Origin of the sequence: Lutibacter maritimus, from assembly GCF_900116115.1 — a bacterium.
GTDB classification, from domain to species: domain Bacteria; phylum Bacteroidota; class Bacteroidia; order Flavobacteriales; family Flavobacteriaceae; genus Lutibacter; species Lutibacter maritimus.
The window spans coordinates 102,932-118,692 of the sequence record NZ_FOZP01000005.1; the positions used below are offsets into that span (position 1 = coordinate 102,932).

Sequence of the window (15,761 nt, forward strand, 5' to 3'; positions counted from 1 at the left end):
TATTATTTATTGCTTATATAAATTAATAAACTACCGCCTGTATATGAAATTACAACTGTATTTTCACTAACTTTATTTCTTGTGCCAATGCGTTTTCCGAAAACTAAATCTTTATTTTCAAGTGGGTATAATAATCCTTTTGTGTAAATTTTTTTTGCAATAGGAAATGGAATTAAAGAAATATTTCTGCCTAATAAATTGGTAAGCTCTATACTTTCTTCAATAAAAAAATAAGTACCAAAATCATCAAAAAAACAAATGTTTAATGTGTTTATCCATTGTAAAGCTGTACTAATGTTTCCTAAAAAATGATCGTGTTCTTTGCCGCTTCCACCGTAAACATCAATATTTGTATAACCACGTTCGTGTAATATCATTAAAGCTTTATCAAAATCGGTATAATCTTGGTCAGGTGTTTTAATCACTTCTACAGAAGTTGGAATTGCTTGGATAGAATCAAAATCACCAGTAACCAAATCGGGAATAATATTATTTTTTTTAAAATGGTTATAAGCGCCATCAATAGCGCAAATAATATCGTACGATGATAACTCCGGAAATTTGGAAGGTTCAGCGCCGTTTAGTAAAATAAATGCCTTTTTAGCTTTCATATTGTGTAAAAATAACTAAAAAGGCAAACAATTTTATATATTTAAATAATTACTTTTTTAAGATATTTAAAATAATAATTCCAACTCTGGCTATTAAGAAAACGAACATTCCAAATAACGGAGAAAGAATGGCAACTTTTAATCCTCCTGCCAACAATGCTGGAGAAATATCACCCATAGCTTGAATAGCATCAAAAGCTTCAATTAAGCCAATCATTTGACCTAAAAATCCCCAAACTAATGCAAATAAACTTATAGAACTTACTAAAGTAATTATTTTTTCGCGGGTGGTTGGTTTTACAAAACCTGTTATTAATAATGCTAAAATAACAATTAATAAAAATAGAGTTGTGTACATAAAAAGTGGTCCGCCTTCATTTAATCTTGCAATAAAAGGATTTCCAACTAAGGGTTTAATGGTTTGTAGTGCTAATAACATAGTATGATTTTTTAAAATTATATGCCAAAAGTAAGTTGTAAACTAATTTATTAATTTTTAATGCGATAATTGACCAAAAAGTTACGATAATCAACTGATTCATTCAGAATTTTGCATTTTAAAGTTGAAAATTGGTAAAATGAGGTTCATTTTTCTATTTCTATCGATAAAATAAATTTAACTTTAACATTATTTGCATTTTGCACTTTATGAATACCAAGAATATTATTTTTAAATATATTTTTCCAGTAATTAGCCATGTACTATTTTGGGTAGTTGTATATTATTTTTATGCCTATTTTTTAGGTTATGGAAGTTCTAATGTTAAATATGTAAATTTATTTTCGGGGTTTTTAATGCCGGTTACTATTTTAATTAGTTACTTTTTAATTTATTATTTAATTCCAAAATACTTACTAACTAAAAAGTATATATATTTTATTTTATATAGTATTTACACTTTTATACTTTCTGTATATATTATTATTTTATCCATTTTATATGGGTTGGTTTATTCACAAGGTTATAAAGATATGGGAACAGCTGTTCCATTAACCAAAACATTACCGTTTATAATTTTAGGCGTTTATTTTGTGGTATTAATAATAGTTTCATTTAGTTTAATAATGCATAATTATAAATCAATTGTTAATAATGAAAATTTAAAAAACAAGATACTACAAACCCAATTGCAAATAAAAGATCAGGAGCTTCGGTTTTTAAAAATGCAAATCCATCCTCATTTTTTATTTAACTCGTTAAATACCATTTATGGTTTTGCTTTAAAAAAGAAAGATGAAGCGCCAGAAATGATTTTAAAATTATCAAATTTGTTAGATTATATTTTATATCAAATTGAAAAGCCTCAAGTTTTATTAATGGATGAAATCAATCATTTATTAGATTATGTTTCGCTTGAAAAAATGCGATTTCATGATACGTTGGAAGTAGAAACTAAAATTGATGTTGCAAATAATACGATTCAAATAGCTCCAATGCTTTTAATTCCTTTTGTTGAAAATGCTTTTAAGCACGGAGATATTATTAATGGAAGTTTAAAAATTTCAATTCTAATTAAAGCTGTTGAAGATGAGTTATTTTTTGAAATTGAAAACACATCATTTAAAGAAAATAAAATAAGTAATGGAATTGGTTTAGAGAATATTGCCAAGCGATTGGAAATGTTGTATACAAATTCTCATGGTTTAAAAACCAATCAAACAGCTAATTGTTTTAAAGTAAAATTGACAATTAGTAATTTAAAACAATTTAAAAATGCATAAAATAGTAAATTGTATTATAGTTGATGATGAGCCAGTTGCGCGTGAAATTTTAGAAAGTCATTTGCAAAAAGTTGATGCTGTAAATGTAATTGCAACGTGTAAAAATGCAATTGAAGCCTTTAATCAAATTAATTCAAACCAAATAGATTTAATTTTTTTAGACATTAATATGCCAGAAATATCTGGACTTTCATTTGCAAAATCAATCAATAAAAATATTAAAGTAATATTTACAACTGCATACAGAGAATATGCAATTGATGGTTTTAATTTACAAGCTGTAGATTATTTATTAAAACCCATTTCGTTTGAACGATTATTGCAAGCTGTGAATAAATATATAGGTGAAAGCAATGTTGAGGTTGTTAATTCGTCATTAGAAATTCAACAAGAAAAAGTTGATTTTATTTTTGTGCGTGCTGATAGAAAAATGATGAAGATTAATTTTTCGGAAATTAATTATATTGAAAGTTTTAGTGATTATTTAAAGTTTCATTTAGATGATAAAATAATAATAACTCGTGAAACCATTACAAGCATTGAAGCAAAATTACCCAAAACAAATTTTTTAAGAATTCATAGATCATTTATAGTTTGCATTGCAAAAATAAACTCATTTACTAACGAATTTATTGAAGTAAACAAAAAAGCATTGCCAATTAGCCGTAGTTACAAAAAAGATGTACTTGCCAGATTAGAAAATGTTTAAACAAAACAATTATATTTGCTCAAAATTTATATTTTGACTGAAACCGACTTTATTTTATCAAATTTTGAAACATCAAAAGCTTCTAATGGAAGCGTAACTTGGAAAACGCCAAGTAATATTGCGTTGGTTAAATATTGGGGAAAGCAAGAACCTCAATTGCCTGAAAATACTTCTATAAGTTTTACTTTAGATGCTTGCTTTACGTTAACCACTTTGGAGTATAAGTTGAAGAATCGTCAATCTGAACTTGTTTCAGGTTCACATAATGAGATGCTGAAACAAGTTCAGCATGACGTGAATTCATTTAATTTTGAAATTTATTTTGAAGAAGAAAAGAAAGATGATTTTAAACCAAAAATTCAAAAATTCTTTGAAAGAATAGTTCAATATGTTCCTTTTTTAAAAGCGTATGATTTTGTAATAAAATCTAGAAATTCTTTTCCTCATAGCAGTGGAATTGCCTCTTCAGCAAGTGGAATGAGCGCATTGGCTTTGTGTGTAATGAGTTTAGAAAAAGAATTAAATCCAAGTATTTCAGAAGAATATTTTAATAAAAAAGCTTCATTTTTAGCGCGTTTAGGATCTGGAAGTGCTTGTAGAAGTATTGAAGGTGAGTTGATTGTTTGGGGAAATCATCCAAAAATTGAAGGAAGTTCAAACTTATTTGGCGTAAAATTCCCGTATAAAGTTCACGAAAATTTTAAAAATTATCACGATACTATTTTGTTGGTTGATGAAGGCGAAAAACAGGTTTCAAGTACCGTTGGACATCAATTAATGTACAATCATCCTTTTGCGCAACAACGTTTTCAACAAGCCAATGATAATATCTCAAAAATAAGTGAAGTGCTTGAAAATGGTAATTTAAAAAAGTTTGTTGAAATTGTGGAAAGTGAAGCGCTAAGTTTACACGCAATGATGATGACAAGCAATCCATATTTTATTTTAATGAAGCCAAATACCTTAAAAATAATTAATAAAATTTGGGCGTACAGAGCAGTAACAAAAAGCAATATTTGCTTTACCTTAGATGCTGGCGCAAACGTTCATGTATTGTTTCCGGAAGCTGAAAAAGAAAATGTTAATAATTTTATAATAAACGAGTTAATTCAATTTTGTCAAGAAAATCATTATATTTGCGATAGAATTGGACTTGGGGCAAAACGATTATCCAATATTTAAACATATGAAAGGACCGCTTTTTTACGCGAAAATTTTACTTTTTGGAGAATATGGAATCATAAAAGATTCCAAAGGTTTGGCGATTCCGTACAACACGTATCAGGGAGCTTTAAAAAAATCTGAAGAACATTCTGAGGCTTCTCAAAAATCAAATTTCAATCTACAAAGATTTTATAATTACTTAATTAACTTAGAAAATAAGGACTTAATTAATTTTAGATTTGATGAGTTTAAAACCGATATTGATGAAGGTATGTATTTTGATTCTAGTATTCCGCAAGGTTATGGAGTTGGTAGTTCGGGCGCTTTAGTTGCTTCTATTTATGATAAATATGCTAACAATAAAATTACGGTTTTAGAAAATTTAACACGTGATAAATTGTTAACATTAAAAGAAACCTTTTCTTTAATGGAATCCTTTTTTCACGGGAAAAGTTCTGGTTTAGATCCTTTAAATTCATACTTAAGTTTGCCAATTTTAATCAATTCAAAAGATAATTTAGAAGCTACTGGAATTCCTTCACAAAAAAAAGGAAGAGGTGCTGTATTTTTGTTAGATTCTGAAATTGTTGGTGAAACAGAACCGATGATTAACATTTTTATGAATAAAATGAAAAATGAAGGTTTCAGAAAAATGTTAAATGAAGATTTTGCAAAATATACCGATGCTTGTATTGATGATTTTTTGCACGGAAATGTAAAATCGTTATTTGGTAATGTAAAACAACTATCTAAAGTTGCTTTTGATAATTTTAAACCAATGATTCCGCAGCCATTTCATACTATCTGGCAACAAGGAATTGATTCTAATGATTACTACTTGAAATTATGCGGATCAGGTGGTGGAGGTTATATTTTAGGGTTTACCAAAAATTTTAAAAAAACGCAAGAAATTTTAAAAGATTATAAGCTAGAATTAGTTTATAGATTTTAATTTTATACCTAAAATACAAATAAAGTTTAATGGCATTAAATTTTATTGATTGCTCATGGATTTACTAGAAATTGCAAAAAATAATTCTAAAAAGAATGTACCTCTTTATATTAAAATACTGAGTTTATTCTCGGTGGTACGTGGTTACAACATTTTGTTAATTGTTGTTGCACAGTATTTAGCATCGTTGTTTATTTTTTCTCCTGAGAAATCTTTAAGCCATGTTTTGTTAGATTTAGATTTGTACTTTATAGTTTTGGCAACTATGTGCGTAATTGCATCAGGATATATTATCAATAATTTTTACGATTCTGATGCAGATAAAATAAACAAACCCATAAAATCTAAAATTGACGGAATTGTTAGTCAAAAAATAAAATTAAGAATTTACTTTTTATTGAATTTTTTAGGAGTTTGTTTTGGTTTTTTAGTTTCATGGAGAGCGGCTTTGTTTTTTTCAGTATATATTTTTCTAATTTGGCTGTACTCTCATAAATTAAAAAAGTATCCACTAACTGGGCTATTTTCCGCAGCAATTTTAGCCATATTGCCATTTTTTGCCATTTTTGTGTACTATAAAAACTTTTCTGAAATAATATTTACACACGCAGCTTTTTTATTTTTCATTTTATTGATAAGAGAATTAATTAAAGATTTAGAAAAAATTAAAGGAGATTTTACACAGAATTATCAAACCATTCCAGTTAAATATGGTGAAAAGTTTGCAAAAATATTAATTACTTTTTTAAGTTTTTTAACATTGAATCCTATATATTTTTTGTTGAAATATCCTGAAATAGGAGGGATGAAATACTATTTTTATGCAACTGTAATTGTGTTAGTTGGTTTTATAGTATTGCTGTGGTTTGCTAAAAACAAACGTAATTACATATTACTTCATTTATTAATTAAATTTTTAATTGTTGCAGGTGTATGTAGTTTAGCATTAATTGATTACTCTATAATTTTAGAAAGAATTTTATTAAAATAACTGTGTTATTTTTGAAGAAGTAAAATAATTAAATCTACTTTTGCAAAAAATAGAAAATAATGAATTCAAGTAAAAACTCGTCGGGAGGACGACACCAAGGGAAAAAAGGTCCTCAAAAATCTTCAACCAATAAAACTGGAGCTACCAGAAAATATTCAGATAGTTCAAAATCTAAAACATTTAGAAAATCTTCTGAAACAGATGATAAAAGAGGTGCTCAAAATTTCTCAAAAAAGAAATTTGATTCAAAAAGAAAATTCACGGATAGATCAACAGATAAACCTAAAGTTGCATCAACTTCTAAAAGTAATGATAGTGACGGAATTCGTTTAAATAAATACATTGCAAATGCCGGAATTTGTTCAAGAAGAGAAGCAGATGTTTTTATAAACGCTGGTAGCGCAATGGTTAATGGTAAAATTGTAACTGAAATGGGTTATAAAGTGCAACCTACTGATGAAGTAAAATTTGACGGGTCACTTATTAATCCAGAAAAAAAACGTTACGTACTTTTAAACAAGCCTAAAAACTTTATTACAACAATGGATGATGATAGAGGGCGTAAAACTGTTATGGAATTAATTGCAAACGCATCAAAAGAACGTATTTACCCAGTTGGAAGGTTAGACAGAAACACTACAGGATTGTTGTTATTTACAAATGATGGTGAAATGGCAAAAAAATTAACACATCCAAAATCAGGAATTCAAAAATTATACCACGCGTCGTTAGATAAAAAATTAACAATGGCCGACCTTCAAAAAATTGCTGAAGGATTTATGATGGAAGATAGAAGGGTACTTGTTGATGAAATTTCTTATATTCATAATGAGCCAAAAACTGAAATTGGTGTAAAAATACATTCAGGTAGAAATAGAATTGTTCGTAAAATATTTGAGCATTTTAATTATAATGTTGTTAAATTAGATAGAGTTTTGTTTGCAGGTTTAACCAAAAAGGACTTGCCAAGGGGGCACTGGAGGCATTTAACAGAAATGGAAGTTAATACATTAAAAATGCTATAAATAAACAGTAGTAAAAAAAATAATTTGTTATTGTAAATTTTATTTTTCAATTGAAATATTTTTATATATTTGAAAAAATGATGAATGATTTTTTAAAAATAAATTCATTAAATACGTCTAATTTATAAGTAATTTGTTTTGAATAGGATAATAGTAGATTATAAAAAATTAACACCAGAAATTCTTAATTTATTGGTTGAAAAATTTCCTGATGGTTATGGAATTCGTGACGTTATTAAGTTTACGAATCCAAAAGGACAATATGTAGAAGCAGTTGAAGTGCGAACAGATGATACTATTTATCTAGTGAAAATTAGTGATGAATTAGTAGATTCAATGGATAGATATGAAGATGAAGATGAAGAAGATGTGATTATCAGTGATGATTTAGATATTAAAATAGATAATTCTGATTTAGATATTAAAATTGATGACCCAGATTTAGAAATTGATGATGAAGATGATGATATTGATGAAACTGATGATATTGATGAAGATACTGAAGATGATGACGAAGATTAAATAAATTTAAAAGAATAAAAAAAGCTATTGATTTTTCAATAGCTTTTTTTATTTGTAGATTCTTATAAAAGAAAAAACCCAAACAAAAGTTTGGGTTTTTATGGTGGTGCCTCCAGGAATCGAACCAGGGACACAAGGATTTTCAGTCCTTTGCTCTACCAACTGAGCTAAGGCACCATCGCGTTAGCGGTTGCAAATATAAATGTATTTTTTAGACAAATCAAAACAATTTTTAAAAAATCTGTTGTATTTTTGATACTTCTTAAAAAAATATATGAACTTAATTATTGATTGCGGAAATACAAGAATTAAATTAGCTGTTTTTAATAAAAGCAAATTAATTTATAATGAAGCATTTACGGCTGATAATTTTGTAAAAGTAGTTTTAAATTGTATTGACAAGTTTAATTGTAAGCACGCAATTATTTCTTCGGTAGGAGCAATAAAAATTCAAGAAATAAATAAAATAAAAGAAAAAATTACACTTATTGAGCTAAATTCTAGTACTAAAATCCCTTTTTTAAACAAATATAGTACTCCTAAAACACTTGGAGTGGATAGAATTGGTTTAGTAGCAGCAGCTGTATCGCAATTTCCTAAAACAAATGTGTTAGTTATTGATGCAGGAACTTGTATTACTTATGATTTTGTAGATGCAAATGCTAATTATTCCGGAGGTGCAATTTCGCCAGGAATTAAAATAAGATACAAATCATTAAATAAGTTTACAAAGAAATTACCACTTTTAGAACCAGATTTTGATGTGGAATTAATCGGTGATTCTACCGAAAAAAGTATTCATTCCGGAATAGCTTTTGGCATTTTAGGTGAAATTGACTCAATAATTAAAATGTATAAAAATAAAAATGAAGATTTAACAGTAGTTTTAACAGGTGGTGACGTTAAATTCTTGTCAAATAAATTAAAAAATAGCATATTTGCCAATTCTAATTTCTTATTAGAAGGATTGAACTCAATTTTGACCTATAATTTAAAATAAATGGTAAAAAAAATAATAGTAGTATTTACAACTCTATTTATAACAATTGGTAGTTTTGCACAAAAAAATAACACTTCAGCATATTCTTTTTTTGGTATTGGTGATATAAATAGTTCAAGTACTGTAGAACAATTAAGTATGGGGGGTATTGGAGTTTCATTAGATGATAGTTTTCATCTAAACTTATCAAACCCAGCAGCAAATTCATCATTAAACTTTACAACGTATGCACTGGCTCTTGAAAATAAAAATATTTGGGCAGATGATGGCTTAGATAAACAAAGAGCAGCAACAACATATTTGTCATATTTAGCATTAGGAATACCTTTGGGTGAAAAAGGAGGTTTAACCTTTGGGTTGTTACCAAATTCTTCTGTAGGGTATTCATTAACTTCAAATGTTTACTCATCTGGTGATGAATTAGAAGAAATTACATTATACAATGGTGAAGGAGGAACAAATAAAGTATTCTTAGGGTTTGGTTTGGAAGTTTTTAAAGGGTTTAGCATTGGTTTACAAGGAAATTATCTTTTTGGTAAAATAGATAACAGTGTTATTAATCAAATCAAAGATGTAACTCTAGCTACAAAATATCAAACAATTGCAAATGTTAATAGTTTTTCGTTAAATACAGGTTTTCAATATAAGAAAGAATTAAAAAATAAATTAAATTTGCACCTTGGAGGAAATTTCAATTTAGAAAATGAAATTAAATCTGAAGGAAATGAGTATTTGTATTCTGTATCTATTGGTACTTACGAAACACCAAAAGATACAATTTTAAATGCTCAAAGCAAGGGTGTTATGAAATATCCTATAAAAAGTTCATTGGGAGTTGGAATTGGAAAAGAAAATAAATGGTATGCAGGTTTAGATTATAGTTTTCAAAAAGCACTTGAATTAGATGGAGATATTTTTAGTAATTATTCTAAAATAAAATATGATAATTCAAACAAAATTTCATTAGGAGGCTATTTCACTCCAAAGTACAATTCAATTACAAGTTACTGGGAAAGAGTTACATACAGAGGTGGGGTTAAGTTTGAGAAAACCGGACTGCTTGTTGATGGTTCAGGAAATGGTAGTAATTTTACAGCAATTGATGATTTTGGCATATCTTTTGGTATAGGTTTACCAGTAAGTAACCAATTATCAAATTTAAATATAGGTTTAGAGTTTGGAAAAAGAGGAGAAATTTCAAACGGATTAGTTAAAGAAAATTATATAAACTTTAGATTAAGCCTTTCCCTTAATGATAAGTGGTTTAGAAAATTAGAAATATTTTAATAAAAGGACAAGAAGATGAAAAAAATGAAACAAATTTTAACAGTACTATTTTTAGTAGTTTCAGTATCGGTTGTGTTTTCTCAGGAAGATAATAATGATTGTTATATAAAATACAATCTTTTTAAAGGAGATTACAGTTCAAAAAAATATGATGCAGCTTATGAAAACTGGTTATGGTGTATGGACAATTGCCCTACATTATCAGTGAATATTTATAAGATGGGTATTAAAATTGCTGAACACAGATTAGAAAATGCTGCAGAAGCTGATAAGCCAGCGGCAAGAGACTTAGTTATGAGAGTTTATACGCAAAGATTACAACACTACCCTGATGATGTAGCCGATGTTTATAATGATATAGCAAGTTTTAAAGCTGACCAAGGTGCTTCTGATGATGAAGTTTTTGAGTGGATTGAAAAAGCATTTAAAGCAGATGTAACTGCTGTTAATGCAAGAAATATTTATAAATATTTTGATATAATTTTAAATAGACACAAAGATACAGATGCTCAAAAAGTTTTTGATACTTATGATGAAGTTAGTGAAGGTCTTGAGTTAAAAAGAGAAGAATACACTAAAAAAATTGATATCATAAACGCAAAAGACTCTACTAAAATAAGTTCAAAAGATGTGAAGAACAGAGCTGCTTATCAACAAGTTTTAACTAATCTATCTTTAGTAGAAACTGGATTGGATGCTAAATTATCTGAAATTTCAACTTGTGAAAACTTAATACCATTAAATAAAAAGTATTTTGAAGAAAACAAAACAAATGCTGAATGGTTAAAGAGAGCTGTTTCTAGAATGTTTATTAAAGAATGTACATCTGATCCTTTTTATCCAAAGTTAGTTGAAGCGTATGTTCACGCAGATCCATCTCCAACAGCCTCGGTTTTCTACGCTGATATTTTAATGGATAGAGGAGAAACTAATAAAGCAATGGAATACTTTAAAAAAGCCATTGACCAAGAAACAGATTCCTATAAAAAAGCAAACAATTTATATAAAGTTGCAAGAATTTTAAGCAAACAAGGTAGAAAAAGTGAAGCAAGAAGTTACTGTTACAAAGCGTTAGATTATGCGCCAACTATGGGGAAAGCCTATTTATTAATTGCAAATATGTACGCAACAAGTGCAAACTCTTGTGGAGATGATGTGGTTTCTAAAAGAATGGTGTATGTTGCAGCTTTAAATATGGCTTACAAAGCCAAAGCAGTAGATCCAAGTATTGGAGGTTATGCAAATAAATATATTGCAAGTTATTCAGAGAATATTCCTACTACAAAAGATTTATTTGTTGCAGGTGTAAAATCAGGAACATCTTTTAAAATTAACTGTTGGATTAATGAAACTGTAAGAGTTCCTTAATAAATTATCTTCAAATACTATATTTGATTATATTTGTTGAATGACAAAATCAGTTATAAAAAATATTAGAAACATTGCTGTAGTTTTAACTATGGCAATGTTTTTTTCATGTAAAAATGACGCTAAAGAAGTGCGTGATTTTTTGGCAGATAAAAATTTACCTATAGGTGAATCATACAATATTGATCATAAACATACTGATTCTGGTAGAATTGATGTGAAAATGAAAGCGCCTGTAATGTTAGATTTTGATAATAGAAAAGCACACCCATATTCAGAGTTCCCTGAAGGAATTATAATTACTACTATTGATAAAAATAAAGATTCAGTTACAATTGAAGGTGATTATGCAAGAAATTATAGATTAACGCAAGTGTCTGAATTAAGAAATAATGTAGTTATTATAAATCATAAAGAAAAAACAAAGCTTACTACAGAAGAAATTTATTGGGATCAAAAAACACACTACTTTTTTACAGAAAAAAGTTTTGTATTTTACACATTAACGGATACAGTTTATGGTACTGGTTTTGAATCTACAGAAGACCTTAAACAACGTTGGATTAAAAATTTAAGAGGAGTTATTGAAGTTAAAGACTAAAAAATGAATAAAACTTGGAAAATATTTGAGTACGGTTATTTAGTAATTGCTATAGTTTTTATAGTTGAAACTGTTTTGCATTGGAATATAGATAGAGAAAAAGCCTATTTAATGCTTTTATTTGCTGTAGTAGCAATTTTTATGTATTTTTTTAAAAGAAGATTTCGAAAACGAATTCAAAATAGAAATAAATAATAAATGGCATTTGATATTTTAGTAATATTAATTTCAATGTTGCTTTCAGCTTTTTTTTCAGGAATGGAAATAGCCTTTGTCTCGGCAAATAAATTTCAAGTAGAATTAGAAAAAAAGAAAGAAAGTTTTACCTCAAAAATACTAGCTAAACTTACAGCCAAGTCATCAAAATTTATTACAACAATGTTAGTTGGTAATAATATTGCCTTAGTTGTATATAGCTTTTTTATGGGTGATTTTTTAATGCGATTTTTACCCCAAAATTATTTCAATGAAATTTCAACATTAATTTTACAAACATTAATTTCAACGCTAATAATTTTAGTAACTGCTGAATTTTTACCCAAAGCAATTTTCAGAATTTACGCTAATGAAACATTAGTGTTTTTTGCGCCAATCACTTATTTTTTCTACATCATATTTCATTATATATCCAATTTTATTACTGTAATTTCCGACTTTTTTTTAAAAATATTTTTCAATTCGGCAAAAGATATTCAACAAACAGAATTTAGTAAAGAAGAGTTAGGTTTATATATTTCTACACAACTAGAACATGCAAATGATTACGATGATGTAGATTCTGAAATTCAAATATTTCAAAATGCTTTAGAGTTTGATACTGTTAAAGCACGCGAAATAATGATTCCAAGAACTGAAATTGTAGCCGTTGATATTAAAGAAAATATAACAGCTTTAAAAAAGTTATTTATTGAAACGGGTTATTCAAAAATATTGGTATATAATGATTCACTTGATGATATTTTAGGCTACGCACACGCATTTGAATTATTTAAAAAACCAAAAAATATAAAATCAATTCTTTTACCAGTTGAATTTGTGCCAGAAAGCATGATGATTAATAATGTTTTAAACATTTTAATTAAAAAGAAACGGAGCATGTCAGTTGTTTTAGATGAATTTGGAGGAACATCAGGCGTAATTACAGTTGAAGATATTGTAGAAGAATTATTTGGTGAAATAATTGATGAACATGACACGGTTGAGTTGTTAGAAAATCAAATTAATGCACGTGAATTTGAATTTTCTGCCCGATTAGAAGTAGATTATTTAAATGAAAACTACAACCTAAATATAGAAGAAGATGAGGCTTATGAAACTTTAGGAGGCTTTATTGTATATCATAACGAAGACATTCCCAAACAAGATGAAATTATAAAAATTAACAATCTTCATTTCAAAATGTTAAAGGTAGATTCCTCAAAAATTATGGAAGTTTACGTGAAAGTTTTAGATATAGCCGATTAATTAAAAAATTATACAAAAATCTCATCTTTTTACCAGTTAATTATATTCAATTAACTTTCATAATTAAATACTAAATTGTATTTTCGCAAACTGTAATAAAAGAAATAATATAATGGCAATTTTATCAAAAATTAGAGATCGTTCAATGTTTTTAATCCTTATCGTAGGATTAGCGTTATTTGCATTTGTACTTGATCCAAGCTCAATTCAAAATTTTTTCAGTTCAAGCAAAATTAATTCAATAGGTGAAGTTAATGGAAATGAAATTGATAGAGAAGAATTTGCTCAACAAGTTGAAGCATATAGAACACAAAGTGGAGGAAGAGCAACCCAAATGCAAGCTGTAAATGCCGTTTGGAATGCAATGGTAAGTGAAAAAATGTTTGCTGATCAACTTGAAAAAGCTGGTATTGTAGTTGGAGAAAAAGATATTTGGGATGCAATGGTTTCATTACCTGAAGTTCAAAATTCACCAATGTTTAAAAATGAAGCAAATTTATTTGATGAAGAAAAACTGAAAGAATATATTGCTAATTTAAAAGATGAAGCTGAAGCAGGAAATAAAGAAGCTTGGTTAAATTGGTTGGCTACAGAAAAAAGCATCAAACAAAATTTAGAGCGTCAAGCATACACATCATTAGTAAGTGCTGGGTTAGGAGCATCTTTAGCAGAAGGCAAAAGAGATTATTTAACTCAAAACACTAAAATAGATGCACAATATGTATTTGTTCCTTATACAACAATTAGTGATAGTTTAACAGTTGTATCAAAAGAAGAAATAAAAAAGTATTTAGAAGACAATAAGAAAAAATACAAAGCAGAAGCTACAAGATCTGTTGAATATGTAAAGTTTGACATTGTACCTTCTGAAGCTGATGATGCAGAAGTTAAAAAAACTGTTGAAAGTTATATTAATGACAGAGAAGAGTATAGTAATGCTGCTAAAGCTACTGTTAAAATTGACGGATTGAAAGCAGCAACTCATTATGAAACATTCATGAATGATAACAAGTCTGACTTGCCAATGAGTGAAGGTTATAAATATAAAAATCAGCTTCCAGAAACAATTGCAGATGAAATTTTCGCAGCCTCAGTAGGCAATGTTGTTGGTCCATATAAAGAAAATGGTTACTATAAAATTTCAAAAGTAATAGAAACTATTCAAATTGCTGATTCTGTGAAATCTAGTCATATAATTATACCTTTTGTAGGAGCAACACGCTCAACTTCTTTAAAAACAAAAGAAGAAGCTAAAAAAACTGCTGATAGTATATTTTCTATCGTAAAAGGAAACAAAACTAAATTTGCTGAAGTAGCCGATGAAATTAACACAGATGGTACAAAAGGTAAAGGTGGTGATATCGGTTGGATTAGAAAAGATCAAGCTTTTTCTCAATCATTTGATAAAGATTTTGCAAACTTTATTTATAAAAATAATGCAGGAACAATGGGTGTTGTTGAAACAGCCTTTGGTTACCACATAATTAGTGTTGATGAACAAAAGAAAGCAGAAGAAGCTGTTAAATTGGCTACTTTTTCAAGAATAATTGAACCATCTGAAGAAACTGAAAATGCAATTTTTGAAAAAGCAGAAACTTTAGCTTCTAAATTAGCTGATGGTGGTGCAATTGCAGATTTAGCTAAAGAAAATGATTATGAAGTTCTTTCAGCAATGAATTTAAAAGCTTTAGATGAAAATTTACCAGGTTTAATTAACCAACGTCAAATTGTAACTTGGTCTTTTGATTCAACAAGAGAAATTGGAGATTCTAAAAGATTTGATTTTGATGTAAATGGCAAAAGAGGTTATGTAGTAGTTGTGTTAAAAAACAAAACTGACAAAGATGGAACTGTAATAACTTCAGATTTAATTGCACAAATTCGCCCAGAACTTATTAATAAAAAGAAAGCTGAATTAATTAAAAAGAAAATGACTGGAAACACATTAGAAGAAGTTGCAAAAAACTCTAATGTTACTATAAATACAGCAAATTCAATAACAATGGCTAGTCCGTTAATCTCAGGAGTAGGAAACGAACCTGGAGTTGTAGGAGCAATGTCAACGATAGAATTAAATAAGGTTTCAGATTTAATTGAAGGTGATAAAGGTGTGTTTAAATTAAAAGTTACCAACAGAACTGAGCCAGTTGAATTAGAAAATTACGAAAATTTCCGTAAGCAAATAATTTCAAAATTAGCAGGAAGAAGTTACCAATTGTATCAAGTTCTTGAAGATAAAGCTGATATTGTTGATAATAGAGCTAAATTCTTTTAATAGAAATATTATCTATTATATAAAATAAAAAAGCAGCCAATTGGCTGCTTTTTTATTTTATATATTTATT

General features: G+C 27.9%; 16 protein-coding genes and 1 tRNA gene. 14 read left to right on the forward strand and 3 right to left on the reverse strand.

What is annotated here, in order from left to right; translation table 11 throughout:
* Positions 1-2: 2 nt before the first annotated feature.
* Together BM335_RS09225 and BM335_RS09230 are read right to left on the reverse strand one after the other, a co-directional pair.
* Positions 3-611, reverse strand: coding sequence for a thiamine diphosphokinase (locus BM335_RS09225; RefSeq protein WP_090225859.1), 609 nt, complete (start codon positions 609-611; stop codon positions 3-5).
* 49 nt (positions 612-660) lie between these two features.
* Positions 661-1,050: a MotA/TolQ/ExbB proton channel family protein gene (locus BM335_RS09230; RefSeq protein ID WP_090225863.1), complete on the reverse strand. Its 390-nt coding sequence runs from the start codon at positions 1,048-1,050 to the stop codon at positions 661-663.
* 209 nt (positions 1,051-1,259) lie between these two features.
* On the opposite strand from BM335_RS09230, the gene BM335_RS09235 reads away from it, so the two are divergent.
* The 7 genes from BM335_RS09235 to BM335_RS09265 all read left to right on the forward strand — a co-directional run bounded on the left by BM335_RS09235 (position 1,260) and on the right by BM335_RS09265 (position 7,696).
* Positions 1,260-2,333: a sensor histidine kinase gene (locus tag BM335_RS09235; protein ID WP_090225867.1), complete on the forward strand. Its 1,074-nt coding sequence runs from the start codon at positions 1,260-1,262 to the stop codon at positions 2,331-2,333.
* The gene (locus tag BM335_RS09240) at positions 2,326-3,042 is read left to right on the forward strand and encodes a LytR/AlgR family response regulator transcription factor (RefSeq protein WP_090225872.1); all 717 of its coding nucleotides are present in this window, start codon (positions 2,326-2,328) and stop codon (positions 3,040-3,042) included. Before BM335_RS09235 ends, BM335_RS09240 begins: the two co-directional genes overlap by 8 nt.
* Before the next feature lie 33 nt (positions 3,043-3,075).
* Entirely contained in the window at positions 3,076-4,224 is a 1,149-nt protein-coding gene (locus BM335_RS09245; RefSeq protein WP_090225875.1) for a diphosphomevalonate decarboxylase, read from the forward strand.
* Positions 4,225-4,228: 4 nt separating this feature from the next.
* On the forward strand, positions 4,229-5,158 hold the full coding sequence (locus tag BM335_RS09250) for a mevalonate kinase family protein (RefSeq protein WP_090226702.1): 930 nt from the start codon (positions 4,229-4,231) through the stop codon (positions 5,156-5,158).
* 55 nt (positions 5,159-5,213) lie between these two features.
* Entirely contained in the window at positions 5,214-6,149 is a 936-nt protein-coding gene (locus BM335_RS09255) for a geranylgeranylglycerol-phosphate geranylgeranyltransferase (RefSeq protein ID WP_090225880.1), read from the forward strand.
* A 59-nt stretch (positions 6,150-6,208) separates the two neighbouring features.
* On the forward strand, positions 6,209-7,174 hold the full coding sequence (locus BM335_RS09260) for a pseudouridine synthase (protein WP_090225884.1): 966 nt from the start codon (positions 6,209-6,211) through the stop codon (positions 7,172-7,174).
* A 138-nt stretch (positions 7,175-7,312) separates the two neighbouring features.
* Positions 7,313-7,696 (forward strand): DNA primase, encoded by a 384-nt coding sequence (locus BM335_RS09265; RefSeq protein WP_090225886.1) that lies wholly within the window; start codon positions 7,313-7,315, stop codon positions 7,694-7,696.
* A gap of 101 nt (positions 7,697-7,797) precedes the next feature.
* Here BM335_RS09265 and BM335_RS09270 read toward each other — a convergent pair.
* Positions 7,798-7,873 (reverse strand) — tRNA-Phe (locus BM335_RS09270).
* Between the two features lie 97 nt (positions 7,874-7,970).
* Between BM335_RS09270 and BM335_RS09275 the strand changes: the two genes are divergently transcribed.
* From BM335_RS09275 to BM335_RS09305, 7 genes are all read left to right on the forward strand, one after another.
* The gene (locus tag BM335_RS09275; protein WP_090225891.1) at positions 7,971-8,696 is read left to right on the forward strand and encodes a type III pantothenate kinase; all 726 of its coding nucleotides are present in this window, start codon (positions 7,971-7,973) and stop codon (positions 8,694-8,696) included.
* Complete coding sequence (locus BM335_RS09280; RefSeq protein WP_090225894.1) at positions 8,697-9,983, forward strand: BamG family beta-barrel-assembly machinery protein; 1,287 nt, start codon at positions 8,697-8,699, stop codon at positions 9,981-9,983. It abuts the gene before it with no gap.
* A 24-nt stretch (positions 9,984-10,007) separates the two neighbouring features.
* Positions 10,008-11,351 (forward strand): hypothetical protein, encoded by a 1,344-nt coding sequence (locus BM335_RS09285; protein WP_177219186.1) that lies wholly within the window; start codon positions 10,008-10,010, stop codon positions 11,349-11,351.
* 40 nt (positions 11,352-11,391) lie between these two features.
* Positions 11,392-11,952 (forward strand): LPS export ABC transporter periplasmic protein LptC, encoded by a 561-nt coding sequence (gene lptC, locus BM335_RS09290; RefSeq protein WP_245780653.1) that lies wholly within the window; start codon positions 11,392-11,394, stop codon positions 11,950-11,952.
* A 3-nt stretch (positions 11,953-11,955) separates the two neighbouring features.
* Positions 11,956-12,147, forward strand: coding sequence for a hypothetical protein (locus BM335_RS09295; protein ID WP_090225904.1), 192 nt, complete (start codon positions 11,956-11,958; stop codon positions 12,145-12,147).
* A 3-nt stretch (positions 12,148-12,150) separates the two neighbouring features.
* Positions 12,151-13,416: a hemolysin family protein gene (locus tag BM335_RS09300; protein WP_090225908.1), complete on the forward strand. Its 1,266-nt coding sequence runs from the start codon at positions 12,151-12,153 to the stop codon at positions 13,414-13,416.
* 112 nt (positions 13,417-13,528) lie between these two features.
* Positions 13,529-15,691, forward strand: a complete 2,163-nt coding sequence (locus tag BM335_RS09305; RefSeq protein ID WP_090225912.1) for a peptidylprolyl isomerase — start codon at positions 13,529-13,531, stop codon at positions 15,689-15,691.
* Positions 15,692-15,761: the final 70 nt, after the last annotated feature.

Coding starts and splice junctions, on each gene's coding strand:
- BM335_RS09225 (WP_090225859.1), bottom strand. CDS start 611: ATGAAAGCTAAAAAGGCATTTATTTTACTAAACGGCGCTGAACCTTCC.
- BM335_RS09230 (WP_090225863.1), bottom strand. CDS start 1,050: ATGTTATTAGCACTACAAACCATTAAACCCTTAGTTGGAAATCCTTTT.
- BM335_RS09235 (WP_090225867.1), top strand. CDS start 1,260: ATGAATACCAAGAATATTATTTTTAAATATATTTTTCCAGTAATTAGC.
- BM335_RS09240 (WP_090225872.1), top strand. CDS start 2,326: ATGCATAAAATAGTAAATTGTATTATAGTTGATGATGAGCCAGTTGCG.
- BM335_RS09250 (WP_090226702.1), top strand. CDS start 4,229: ATGAAAGGACCGCTTTTTTACGCGAAAATTTTACTTTTTGGAGAATAT.
- BM335_RS09255 (WP_090225880.1), top strand. CDS start 5,214: ATGGATTTACTAGAAATTGCAAAAAATAATTCTAAAAAGAATGTACCT.
- BM335_RS09260 (WP_090225884.1), top strand. CDS start 6,209: ATGAATTCAAGTAAAAACTCGTCGGGAGGACGACACCAAGGGAAAAAA.
- BM335_RS09275 (WP_090225891.1), top strand. CDS start 7,971: ATGAACTTAATTATTGATTGCGGAAATACAAGAATTAAATTAGCTGTT.
- BM335_RS09280 (WP_090225894.1), top strand. CDS start 8,697: ATGGTAAAAAAAATAATAGTAGTATTTACAACTCTATTTATAACAATT.
- BM335_RS09285 (WP_177219186.1), top strand. CDS start 10,008: ATGAAACAAATTTTAACAGTACTATTTTTAGTAGTTTCAGTATCGGTT.
- lptC (WP_245780653.1), top strand. CDS start 11,392: ATGACAAAATCAGTTATAAAAAATATTAGAAACATTGCTGTAGTTTTA.
- BM335_RS09295 (WP_090225904.1), top strand. CDS start 11,956: ATGAATAAAACTTGGAAAATATTTGAGTACGGTTATTTAGTAATTGCT.
- BM335_RS09300 (WP_090225908.1), top strand. CDS start 12,151: ATGGCATTTGATATTTTAGTAATATTAATTTCAATGTTGCTTTCAGCT.
- BM335_RS09305 (WP_090225912.1), top strand. CDS start 13,529: ATGGCAATTTTATCAAAAATTAGAGATCGTTCAATGTTTTTAATCCTT.